Origin of the sequence: Chitinimonas sp., assembly GCF_041904975.1 — a bacterium.
In the GTDB taxonomy this organism is placed as follows: domain Bacteria; phylum Pseudomonadota; class Gammaproteobacteria; order Burkholderiales; family Chitinimonadaceae; genus Chitinimonas.
In genome coordinates this window covers 1-10,497 of the sequence record NZ_JAYRLZ010000146.1, presented here as the reverse complement: position 1 = coordinate 10,497, position 10,497 = coordinate 1, and the positions used below count along the sequence as shown (strand labels likewise).

At 61.1% G+C, this 10,497-nt stretch carries 12 protein-coding genes; 4 read left to right on the top strand and 8 right to left on the bottom strand.

The annotated features are described in order from the left end of the window. On the top strand, nucleotides 1-354 hold a 354-nt coding region (locus tag ACE3OH_RS13810; protein ID WP_374353821.1), incomplete at its 5' end, for an SPOR domain-containing protein. On the opposite strand, the gene tilS is transcribed toward ACE3OH_RS13810, so the two are convergent. The 3 genes from tilS to fliW form a co-directional block, all read right to left on the bottom strand. Then, nucleotides 329-1,693: a tRNA lysidine(34) synthetase TilS gene (tilS, locus tag ACE3OH_RS13805; RefSeq protein ID WP_374353818.1), complete on the bottom strand. Its 1,365-nt coding sequence runs from the start codon at nucleotides 1,691-1,693 to the stop codon at nucleotides 329-331. The two genes, ACE3OH_RS13810 and tilS, sit on opposite strands and share 26 nt — an antisense overlap. Beyond that, nucleotides 1,662-2,630: an acetyl-CoA carboxylase carboxyltransferase subunit alpha gene (locus ACE3OH_RS13800; protein WP_374353815.1), complete on the bottom strand. Its 969-nt coding sequence runs from the start codon at nucleotides 2,628-2,630 to the stop codon at nucleotides 1,662-1,664. The genes tilS and ACE3OH_RS13800 overlap by 32 nt, the downstream gene beginning before the upstream one ends. 145 nt (nucleotides 2,631-2,775) lie before the next feature. Continuing rightward, the gene (gene fliW, locus ACE3OH_RS13795) at nucleotides 2,776-3,192 is read right to left on the bottom strand and encodes a flagellar assembly protein FliW (RefSeq protein ID WP_374353812.1); all 417 of its coding nucleotides are present in this window, start codon (nucleotides 3,190-3,192) and stop codon (nucleotides 2,776-2,778) included. A gap of 205 nt (nucleotides 3,193-3,397) precedes the next feature. Between fliW and flgM the strand changes: the two genes are divergently transcribed. Together flgM and ACE3OH_RS13785 are read left to right on the top strand one after the other, a co-directional pair. Continuing rightward, a complete protein-coding gene (gene flgM, locus ACE3OH_RS13790; protein WP_374353809.1) occupies nucleotides 3,398-3,703 on the top strand; it encodes a flagellar biosynthesis anti-sigma factor FlgM in 306 nt (101 codons plus the stop codon). A gap of 98 nt (nucleotides 3,704-3,801) precedes the next feature. Further along, on the top strand, nucleotides 3,802-4,278 hold the full coding sequence (locus ACE3OH_RS13785) for a flagella synthesis protein FlgN (RefSeq protein WP_374353806.1): 477 nt from the start codon (nucleotides 3,802-3,804) through the stop codon (nucleotides 4,276-4,278). Nucleotides 4,279-4,295: 17 nt separating this feature from the next. Here ACE3OH_RS13785 and motD read toward each other — a convergent pair whose 3' ends face one another. Genes motD through ACE3OH_RS13760 form a run of 5 tightly spaced genes read right to left on the bottom strand, consistent with a single transcriptional unit; the run spans nucleotide 4,296 to nucleotide 8,076 of the window. After that, nucleotides 4,296-5,093, bottom strand: a complete 798-nt coding sequence (gene motD / locus ACE3OH_RS13780; protein WP_374353803.1) for a flagellar motor protein MotD — start codon at nucleotides 5,091-5,093, stop codon at nucleotides 4,296-4,298. 45 nt (nucleotides 5,094-5,138) lie between these two features. Next, the gene (locus ACE3OH_RS13775; protein WP_374353800.1) at nucleotides 5,139-6,086 is read right to left on the bottom strand and encodes a S49 family peptidase; all 948 of its coding nucleotides are present in this window, start codon (nucleotides 6,084-6,086) and stop codon (nucleotides 5,139-5,141) included. A gap of 29 nt (nucleotides 6,087-6,115) precedes the next feature. Further along, entirely contained in the window at nucleotides 6,116-6,454 is a 339-nt protein-coding gene (locus tag ACE3OH_RS13770) for a Rieske (2Fe-2S) protein (protein WP_374353793.1), read from the bottom strand. A 16-nt stretch (nucleotides 6,455-6,470) separates the two neighbouring features. Next, a complete protein-coding gene (locus ACE3OH_RS13765; protein WP_374353790.1) occupies nucleotides 6,471-7,127 on the bottom strand; it encodes an HAD-IA family hydrolase in 657 nt (218 codons plus the stop codon). Continuing rightward, nucleotides 7,111-8,076 (bottom strand): RluA family pseudouridine synthase, encoded by a 966-nt coding sequence (locus ACE3OH_RS13760; protein ID WP_374353787.1) that lies wholly within the window; start codon nucleotides 8,074-8,076, stop codon nucleotides 7,111-7,113. The genes ACE3OH_RS13765 and ACE3OH_RS13760 overlap by 17 nt, the downstream gene beginning before the upstream one ends. Before the next feature lie 661 nt (nucleotides 8,077-8,737). Between ACE3OH_RS13760 and ACE3OH_RS13755 the strand changes: the two genes are divergently transcribed. Next, on the top strand, nucleotides 8,738-10,497 hold a 1,760-nt coding region (locus ACE3OH_RS13755), incomplete at its 3' end, for a ribonuclease E/G (RefSeq protein ID WP_374353784.1).

Sequence of the window (10,497 nt, the reverse complement as noted above, 5' to 3'; positions counted from 1 at the left end):
CCGCCTGCCGCGGTCAAACCGGCCGCCCCAGCCAGTGAAGCTGCGCACCCGCCTGCCGTTGTGCTTGCACCGCCACCACGCCCCAGCGCACCGAGTCCGGAGCAGACCATCACCTCGCTGGCTGCAGGCGTACTGCCACCGGGCGCCAAGGGCTACACGGTACAGGCTGGCGTATTCCAGAGCAGCGAAAACGCCGAAAAACTGCTATCGCGCCTGTCCGCTGCCGGCATTCCGGCGCGACTGGAAACCCGCGTGCAAGTAGGGCCATTCCGCAATCGCGAAGAAGCCGACCTGATGATGCGACGCCTGCGCGAACTGGGCGTAACACCTATCTTGCAGGGAAACCTGCCCTAGCCAGGCAGGCATCGACATCACCCCACTGCGCTGGTCGCCACAGCGGGAAGCAGCCAGCGGCATCCTGCTGAAACTCGCTATCGACCAGCAAGCCAGCAATCGCCACCAGGCGTTGATCCCGCCACAGCAAGGGCCAGCAAGCTCGCAACCAGGGCGGAATGCCCGCCTCCTGCAACAGATGCTTGACCTGGCGGCGCATGCCGCGCCAATAAATCAATTCACCCCCGAGGCGCGGCCGCAGCTCCAGCTGCGCAAGCGAGTCTGAGCTCAAACCACCCGGCTGACGTCGCCAGGACAGCTCACCGTGCCAGTCCGGCAATGGCTGCACGTCACCCGTCACACGCTGCGGCTGCGCAGCGGCCTGCACGGTCGAAAGCCAGATTTCATCGCGATAGCGGCGGATTTCCCACCTGCCAATGCGCAAGCAAGGCATGGCATCGGGCCGCGCCGTGAGGAACTGTTGACGTAGCATTTCGATTTGCTGACTCTCCGGCCGAAGCTGATGACGGGAAAGAAACCAGCGCAGCAGATTGCGCTGGCGAGCAACATCGAGCGGCAACAGCCGCGCCAGCGGCAAGCGTTCGTGCATATCGCCGGCATCGATCACAGCAAGCTGGTCCAGAAGATCGGCCGCATCGGCAAAATGCGCAGCAGCACGAGCCAGCGCCTCGTCCGCCGCCGCAAACCGTGCGGTCAGGCGCGGCATCAGCTCATGGCGCAGATAGTTACGGTCGTACGCGGTATCAGCATTGCTTTCGTCATCCACCCAGCGCAGCTGTTGCGCCTTGGCATAGCGCAGCAAGGCCTGGCGTGACTCACCGAGCAGCGGGCGCCACAGACGCAGACCCGGACGAATGAGCCGCCAGGCGGGCATCGCAGCCGCACCATGCACACCAGCGCCGCGCGCCAAGCGGTACAGCACCGTCTCCGCCTGATCGTCGCGATGATGCGCCAATGCCACAATATCGGCAGCCAGAGCGGCAAAGTGTGCATAGCGGGCCGCACGGGCGCGCGCCTCGACTCCGTCGCCGGAAAACTGCGCCAGATCTGCCCGCTCGGTGAAAAACGCAACACCGAGCGACTGGCAGGCTGAAGCACAGTGCGCCTGCCATTGATCGGCATTGCGACTCAGGCCGTGGTGCAAATGAAAAGCGGCCAGTGAGAGTGGCCGCTCTTGTGCCAGTCTTGCCAAGAGATGCAGCAAAACAGTGGAGTCGAGGCCGCCCGAAAAAGCGACCACCAGGCGGCAACCGGCAGGCAAGGCCGCCATGCAGGCATCACGGAAGCGCTGGAATAGCGCATCCGGATCAGTCTGCTGCGACTTCCTTGAACTTGCCATAGGCCATCAGGCGCTGGAAACGGTTATCCAGCAAGGCATCGACCGGCTTGTCGCGCAGGTTTTTCAGGGCATCGAGCAAGGACTTCTTCAGCGACAACATCATCGCCTGCGGGTCGCGATGGGCGCCGCCGAGCGGCTCGGTAACCACCTTGTCGATCAGACCCAGCGTTTTGAGGCGGCTGGCGGTAATACCCAGGGTTTCGGCTGCTTCCGGCGCCTTTTCGGCGCTTTTCCACAAAATGGACGCACAGCCCTCGGGCGAGATTACCGAATAGGTCGAGTACTGCAGCATCTGCACCTGATCGCCGACGGCAATGGCCAAAGCGCCGCCGGAGCCGCCCTCACCGATGACCGTCACCACCACCGGCACGCGCAGCGAGGTCATTTCATAGAGGTTGCGGCCGATCGCTTCGGACTGACCGCGCTCTTCCGCACCAATGCCCGGATAGGCGCCAGGGGTGTCGACAAAGGTGAATACCGGCAGGCCGAACTTCTCGGCCAGCCGCATCAGGCGCAAGGCCTTGCGATAGCCCTCCGGGCGCGGCATGCCGAAGTTGCGGTATTGCCGCTCCTTGGTATCACGGCCTTTTTGATGGCCAATCACCATCACTGGCTGGCCATTGAGCCGCGCCAGACCACCAACAATGGCCGGATCATCGGCAAAACCGCGATCGCCATGCAGCTCTTCGAAATCTGTGAAGATGCCGCGGATGTAATCCAGCGTATAGGGGCGCTGCGGGTGACGGGCAACCTGCGAGATCTGCCAGGGCGTCAGCTTGGCATAGATCGTCTTGGTGAGCTCCTGGCTCTTTTGCTGCAAATGGTCGATTTCGACCGAAATATCTACCGCCGAATCGTCCTGCACATAGCGCAGTTCTTCGATCTTGCCTTCGAGTTCGGCGATCGGCTGTTCAAAATCCAGAAATGTGGTCTTCATGCTCGGGCTGGCCACGCGTTAGCGCGATCACTACTCCGTTGGGCCGGATACCGGCGAAATCGCGCCATGATAGCGAAATGCTGCCACCCCGCAAGATTGACATGCGGCGAGTTCAAGCAGCCGTCCGGTGAAATTCGACAGCAGCTCAGGTATTGGTAAAGATGATTTCCGCGCGCACGCCACCCTTTTGGATGGCCCGTTGCGTAGCGGTATTGAGGACGATCGGCGAGAAGGTATTCGGCTTGATCCGGCCCGCCAGCTTGTCCTTGGCCAGTGTCAGCAGCAGTACGATATCGTCGCTATTGCCTGGCCCGATTGTTGCAGCTTCCTCATCGCTGAGTGCCAATTGGTAATTGAGGCCCAACAAGTTCGCATCGACTACCGAAAACACCAGCGAAGGATCATCGAGCGATTGCAGCCAAAGCACTTTGGGGCTGGGCACATCTTCATGCAGCAACTTGAACCGCGTACAAGTTTCGAATCCAGGCATGCCATCCGGAAAAGTGATGGCCGTGCTTTCATCGATATCCAAGGGGCCAAATTGCGGAGAGACGATCTGCATGGGCGCACACTCTTTAGCGTCAAGTTCGCCTCAATCTAGCCGAAATCAAGGCTAGTCGCCAGCAACGATGCGCTGCGCAGGGTATCGAATATAATTTTCGACACATAAGTACTAAAGTTTTCCCATTACGCGACGATGTAGTTCCTAACGGGATGAACAGGACCCGGCCGACATACTGATAAAAGAGCGGCGAAAGGATATCAAAATGAAAATTGACAATAGCGGTAAACCACTCAATACCTCGCCAGCCAGGGCCGACAGCAAAGCGCTTGCCAAAAGCAGCACGGCGGCGCCTGAAGCAAGTCCGCCATCCGGCGAGAATGTGGATATCAACCCTTTCAGTGCACGGTTGCGTTCACTGGAATCCAGCCTCGCCAGCCAACCGGCCATCGATACCGACAAGGTGGCGGAAATCCGCCAGGCAATCAGCGAAGGTCGATTTTCGGTCAACCCTGACGCCATTGCCGACAAGCTGGTCAAGAGCGTCAAGGAACTACTGGGCGGAAAATAGCCGGCAAGCATCGACCATTGAGCTGACATACAATCGACAAGGCGCCGCGCGCAAGCTGCTGGCGCCTTTTTCATTGAACCACGGGACCCACCACAGCCATGCACGCCCTAGAGCTCAGCCTGAAGCGCGAACTGGAAGAGATCGATGCCTTTGTCGCCTTGCTGGAGCGCGAACAACAAGCGCTGATCGACAATACGCTGGCCGAGTTGCTCGACCTGTCGAAACAGAAAGCCGTGCTTGCAGGCCAGCTCGAAGCCATTTCCCATGCCAGACGGCAGGCATTCGAGCAGCACGCCGTGGTGCTGGCGAACGACGCCCCCCATGAATTGATCAGCGTGAATGGACTGCCCGCCCAAGGCGAAATGGTGGCACTCTGGCAACAACTGCTCAATAGCGCACGGCGTGCCAGTGCGCTTAATCAGACCAATGGGCGGCTGATCGACACCCGGCAGCAGCAAAACCAGCAGTTGATGGGGCTATTGCAGGCCAATGCCAGCCACAATGCCGTTCTGTCGTACGACGCCTTTGGTCAGGCCCGGCTGTCCAAATCAGGCGGCTCGCTCGGCAAGGCCTGATGGGTGAAAACGCCGCGCTACTCACTGCTTGATGCGGGTGCAGTAGCGACTTCATCCTTGTTATCGGTCAGGATCTGGATCGCCACGCGACGATTGCGCGCCCGACCCGCCGGGTTGTCATTGGACTCCAGCGGTCGGTTGTCGCCATAACCTATTGCCACCAGGCGGCGCGCATCGATGCCATTGGCGCCAAACAAGCGAACCACCGTCCCGGCACGCGATGCCGATAGCTCCCAGTTGGAAGGAAACTGCGCCGAGGCAATCGGTACATTATCGGTATGCCCCTCGATCTGGATCAGGTTGTTGCTGCCGGCCAGCTTTTTGGCAATATCGGTCAAGGAACCGGCCGCTTGCGGGTCCAGCGTGGCCGAGCCCACCGGAAACAGCAGGCTGGCATTGACATTGATGGTGATGCCGCGCTTGTTTTCGCTGACACTGACCTGCCCCTGCTCGATCAGGCCGCGCAAATCCTGCTTCAATTCGCCAGCCATCTGCTTGAGCTGCTGCACCTGCTTGGTGTGTTCCTGCAACAGCTGCTGCGCTTCCATCGCCTCGCGCTTGGCGCGATAGGGCAAGGCGATCAGCGACTGGTTGGTGCCGCCCGGGCTGTTGTGGATCAAGGTCCTGGAAGAGGCATCCACCTTGCCGAAGGCCACGTTCAGCGAGTCGGACAGTACCCGGTACTTGCCCTGATTGACCTGGGAAATGGCATACATCACCACGAAAAAGGCAAACAGCAGCGTGATGAAATCGGCATAGGACACCAGCCAGCGCTCGTGGTTTTCGTGCTCTTCCGCCATCCGCTTGCGTGCCATTTGCCCCTCCAGCAAAAAAACGGCCCGGTGGTCCGGGCCTGTTTCCTACTTTAGTTTCATTTCGAAATAGCTGCCAAGCTTGCTGCCGGCCTCGGCACCGATGGTACGCGCCAGGCGCGACGACCAATCCTCGCGCGGGGTGAAGTCGACAATCTCTTCGGCCTTGATCACATCGCGCGCCACGCTGTCGGCACTGCCCAAGGCATCGGCCAAGCCCATTTCGATGCTCTTCTCGCCACTCCACACCAGGCCGGAGAACATATCCGGGGTTTCCTTCAGGCGCTTGCCGCGCCCGTCGCGCACCACCTTGATGAACTGCTGGTGGATATCGCCCAGCATCTTGCGCGCCAATTCCACCTGTTGCGGATTGGTCGGTGAAAACGGATCGAGAAAGCCCTTGTTTTCACCCGCCGTCAGCAAACGCCGCTCCACGCCCAGTTTCTCCATGGTGCCGGTAAAGCCGAAGCCATCCATCAACACACCGATGGAGCCGACCAGACTGGCTTTGTCGACATAGATGCGATCGGCCGCTGCCGCCACATAGTAGCCGCCCGATGCGCAGATATCGTCGATCACCACATACAGCGGCACTTGCGGGTTCAACTTGCGCAAGCGGCGGATCTCATCATTGATCTGACCCGCCTGCACCGGGCTGCCGCCCGGGCTGTTGATGCGCAACACCACCCCCTTGGTGTTCTTGTCCTTGAACGCGGCGCGCAAACCCTCCATCACATTGTCGGCACTGGCGCCATCTCGGGCGGCAATCACCCCACGCAGCTCGACCAGGGCAGTATGCGGCCCCAGCTTGGTGGATTCCGAACTCGAACCATGACGCCAGCCAGCAATCAAGGCCACAATCAGGAACAGCCAGGCAAAGCCGACAAACTTGAAAAAGATGCTCCAGTTACGCGCCTTGCCTTGCTCTTTCAGGGCGGTGATCACCAGCTTTTCAAGCACCTGGCGCTCCCAGTTACTGCCTTGCTGCTCGCTCATGCATCTTCCTTCGTCTTAAAAAGTACACATCAATCAGGTATCGCATCCGGCAGGAAATACACCATGCCCGCCTCCACCACCACCGCCAGCTTGGTCAGGCGGGCGCCCTTGCACGGCCCCCCGAGGCAATACCCGGAATCGGGGCGATAGTAAGCGCCGTGGGTTGCGCAGATCAAATAGCTGCGGCTCAGATCGAAAAAGTCGCCCTCATTGAAATCGAGCTCGACCGGAATATGGGCGCATTCGTTCAAATAGGCGTGTACCCGCCCTTCCCAGCGCACCGCAAAAGCGGGCGCCGGCACACCGCGCCACTCCGCCTGGAAACGCACGCCCAATTCGCCGTTGCGCAAGGCCTCCGCTGGGCACACGAGCCAACGCCGCGCCTCAGCCATTCGTGCGCACCCAGCGATCAAGCTCCGCAAAGCTGTCGAACATCGCCAGCGGTGCCAGCGCCAGCAAGTCCTCCCCGGGATGGGCGCCGTAGCTGACCCCAAGGGCAGCAGTACCGGCATTGATGGCCATCTGCAAGTCATGGGTGGTGTCGCCGATCATCACCGCCCGCCCTGGCGCCACATCCAGATGATCGAGGATTTCTTCCAGCATTTGCGGGTGCGGCTTGGAGTGGCATTCATCGGCGCAACGCGTCACTTCAAAGTATTGATCGAGCCCGGTTTGCTGCAATACCCGATCCAGGCCACGCCGTGATTTGCCGGTCGCCACCGCCAGCTGATAGCCAGCCTCCCGATACAGCGGCAGCGCCTCCAGCACCCCATCGAACAGGGCGATTTCCTGATCATGGGCCAGATAGTGGCGCTTGTACCCGTCAACCACCGCGGCCAAGCGGGCGGCATCGAGTTCCGGCGCCAGATGCAGCATGGCCTGCAGCAGGCCGTAGCCAATGACGAATCGCGCATCTTGCTGGCTCGGCACCGGCAACCCCTGCTCGGCAAACGCCGCCTGGATGGAACGGGTGATCAAGGCGGTGGAATCAGCCAGCGTGCCGTCCCAGTCAAAGATCAGCAGATCAAATTGCTTGGCCATCAAGGCGCTCCAAAGAATCGATATAGGATTGCAGCTCGGCAGGCAGTGGCGACTCCAGCTGCAGCGGCTCTCCAGTCAGCGGGTGCGCCAGCGACAGGCGCCATGCGTGCAGGAACATGCGCTTGAGCCCCTGGCGCGGAAGCTGTTTGTTCAGGGCGAAATCGCCGTATTTGTCATCACCCAGAATCGGAAAGCCCGATTGCGCGCAATGCACGCGAATCTGGTGGGTGCGGCCGGTTTTCAGCTCGCATTCCAGCAAGGACGCCTCACCGTACACCCCGCGGCAGTTCAATACGGTATGCGAATCCTGCCCATCCGGCGCCACCCGCACCCGACGCTCGCCATCGGCGGTGGTGTATTTGAACAGCTTGAAGCGCACATGGCGGCGCGCATCGGGGAAGCGCCCGGCCACCAGGGCCAGATAGCGCTTATCCATGCCACGGTCGTTGCGCAACATCTCGTGCATCGCCACCAGGGCACTGCGCTTTTTGGCCAGCAACAGGATGCCGGACGTCTCGCGATCCAGCCGGTGCACCAATTCAAGAAACTTGGCCTGCGGGCGCTGGGCGCGCAGTTGCTCGATCACCCCGAAGCTCACACCACTGCCACCATGCACCGCCAGGCCAGCCGGCTTGTCCACCACCAGCAAGGCATCATCCTCGAACAACACCGGCAGCGCCGGCCCGCGTGCAGCGGCGGCAGATGGCGCGGCGCGTTCGCCCGGCGTCTCCGACAGTCGTATGGGCGGAATGCGGATCTGGTCGCCAGCCACAGTGCGATGGGTCACATCGACCCGCCCCTTGTTCACCCGCACTTCGCCCGATCGCACGATGCGGTATATCAGCGATTTGGGCGCACCCTTGAGGTGCTTCATCAGGAAATTGTCGAGGCGCTGGCCGGCCTCTTCTTCGCCTACAACCAGATAGGAAACTTTACTCGCGCTTGTCATCTTCGCTTATACTCGGTACGTCTTACGGGATCAGAACGTCGGCGCCTCCCACAAGGTTACGCCACCCCGTCCGACTCATTCGCCGCCCGCCGTCAAGGCATCCAGCCAAAACAGCATGTCGCGGGCATTCAAATGCGGATTATCTCACGCGCGACCGGCTCGCGCGGTTCAATGTTCGTTCTTTTCCCGGCGTCAACACCCTCTTGCCGTATCGACTCGCGTCGATGCCATGTGCGCAAGGCAGACGCATGACCCTATCGGGTCGGGAAAACCACGAACCGGACAATCCAGCCGGTTGGTTAACGCCGCTCACCACCAAGCAATGGCGACACTCAAGCAAAACGCAGTACCGGACACTATTTCTGGTCAGTGCCATGGCGCTGATCACCAGCAGAACACACCCGCGCCACGCGGTTTGATCCCGATGCGGATCCCCGGCGAGGCAGCGACCCGAAACAACGATGGGAGAACCTGTCACCGCAGCACGCTGATCACCTGTGCGACCCGCCCCCGGGCCTGGCTGGTGCCTCGATTGCACCGGCTGATCCGGCAGGCGGCCAAGCGGTGATACCGGCTTGCCTCGGCAAGGCTCCCGAGTTTTTCACTGACGGTAACGCCGTCGGTGTGTTCTCCCCGACAGTCCGGCTGCGGGAGACGAAACATGAAACGCATGCTGTTCAATGCGACACAGGCGGAAGAACTCCGCGTCGCCATCGTTGACGGCCAGAAGCTGATTGATCTGGACATCGAAACCGTCGGCAAGGAACAACGCAAGAGCAATATCTACAAGGCCGTCATCACCCGCATCGAGCCCTCGCTCGAAGCCTGTTTTGTCGATTACGGCACCGACCGCCACGGTTTTCTGCCCTTCAAGGAAGTGGCCCGCGCCTATTTCAAGGACGGTGCCGACGGGCGCTCCAGCATCAAGGACGCGCTGAAGGAAGGCATGGAGCTGATCGTCCAGGTTGAAAAGGACGAACGCGGCAACAAGGGCGCAGCTCTCACCACCTTCATCTCGCTGGCCGGCCGCTATCTGGTGCTGATGCCGAACAATCCGCGCGGCGGTGGCGTTTCGCGCCGCATCGAGGGCGAAGAGCGTCAGGAACTGCGTGCCACCATGGACCAGCTCGATGTACCGCCCGGCATGTCCATCATTGCCCGCACCGCCGGCATCGGCCGCACTGCCGAAGAGCTGCAGTGGGACTTGAACTACCTGCTGCAACTGTGGCGCGCCATCGAAAACGCTGCCGGCTCGCAGTCTGGCCCCTTCCTGATCTATCAGGAAGGCAGCCTGGTCATCCGCGCCATCCGCGACTACTACCAGCCTGATATCGGTGAAATCCTTATCGACACCGAATTCGTGTACGAGCAGGCCCGCCAGTTCATGAGCCATGTCATGCCCGGCTTTGTGAACCGGGTGAAGATGTACAAGGACGATGTCCCGCTGTTCTCGCGTTTCCAGATCGAACATCAGATCGAAACCGCGTTCTCGCGTGAAGTCGGCCTGCCATCGGGCGGCGCCATCGTCATCGACCATACCGAAGCGCTGGTATCGGTGGACGTGAACTCGGCCCGCGCCACCAAGGGCGGCGATATCGAAGAGACCGCCACCCGCACCAATCTGGAAGCCGCCGACGAAATCGCCCGCCAGCTGCGCCTGCGCGACCTGGGTGGCCTGATCGTCGTCGACTTTATCGACATGGAAAAGGCCGGCAACCAGCGCGAGGTGGAAAACCGCCTGCGCGATGCCCTGCGCCACGACCGTGCCCGCGTGCAAACCGGCAAGATCTCGCGCTTTGGCCTGATGGAACTGTCGCGCCAGCGCCTGCAGCCATCCTTGGGCGAAACCGCCCACCAGCCCTGCCCGCGCTGCCATGGCACCGGCTTTATCCGTGGCACCGAATCGAGCGCCCTGCATATCCTGCGCATCATCCAGGAAGAGGCGATGAAGGAAAACACCGGCGCCATCCACGCCCAGGTGCCGGTCGATGTCGCCACCTTCTTGCTGAACGAAAAGCGCGCCGAGATCTTCTCGATCGAATCGCGCCTGAAGGTCGGCGTGGTGTTGATCCCGAATATCCACCTGGAAACGCCGAACTACACCGTCACCCGCCTGCGCCACGACGACCTCAACCATATCGAGGAAGTGCTGCCGTCCTACAAGATGATGGAAGCACCGACCGAGGAAGAGCACAGCCACGGCAAGGACAACGAGCCGGCCAAGCCGCGCCAGGAAGCCGCCGTCAAGGGCATCACCCCGGCACAACCCGCCCCGGTGCGCGAAGAAAAGCCGGTAGAGCCAGCCGCCAAGCCATCGCTGTTTGCCCGCATCGTCAACTTCTTCAAGGGCGAGCCCGAGCCGGAAGTGAAGCAACCGGAACCGGCCAGCCGCGGCAATCGCGACCGCAACAACCGCCGTGG

Excerpts from the sequence above, each read along its gene's own strand:
- tilS (WP_374353818.1), bottom strand. The coding sequence starts at position 1,693 with ATGGCAAGTTCAAGGAAGTCGCAGCAGACTGATCCGGATGCGCTATTC.
- ACE3OH_RS13800 (WP_374353815.1), bottom strand. The coding sequence starts at position 2,630 with ATGAAGACCACATTTCTGGATTTTGAACAGCCGATCGCCGAACTCGAA.
- fliW (WP_374353812.1), bottom strand. The coding sequence starts at position 3,192 with ATGCAGATCGTCTCTCCGCAATTTGGCCCCTTGGATATCGATGAAAGC.
- flgM (WP_374353809.1), top strand. The coding sequence starts at position 3,398 with ATGAAAATTGACAATAGCGGTAAACCACTCAATACCTCGCCAGCCAGG.
- ACE3OH_RS13785 (WP_374353806.1), top strand. The coding sequence starts at position 3,802 with ATGCACGCCCTAGAGCTCAGCCTGAAGCGCGAACTGGAAGAGATCGAT.
- motD (WP_374353803.1), bottom strand. The coding sequence starts at position 5,093 with ATGGCACGCAAGCGGATGGCGGAAGAGCACGAAAACCACGAGCGCTGG.
- ACE3OH_RS13775 (WP_374353800.1), bottom strand. The coding sequence starts at position 6,086 with ATGAGCGAGCAGCAAGGCAGTAACTGGGAGCGCCAGGTGCTTGAAAAG.
- ACE3OH_RS13765 (WP_374353790.1), bottom strand. The coding sequence starts at position 7,127 with ATGGCCAAGCAATTTGATCTGCTGATCTTTGACTGGGACGGCACGCTG.
- ACE3OH_RS13760 (WP_374353787.1), bottom strand. The coding sequence starts at position 8,076 with ATGACAAGCGCGAGTAAAGTTTCCTATCTGGTTGTAGGCGAAGAAGAG.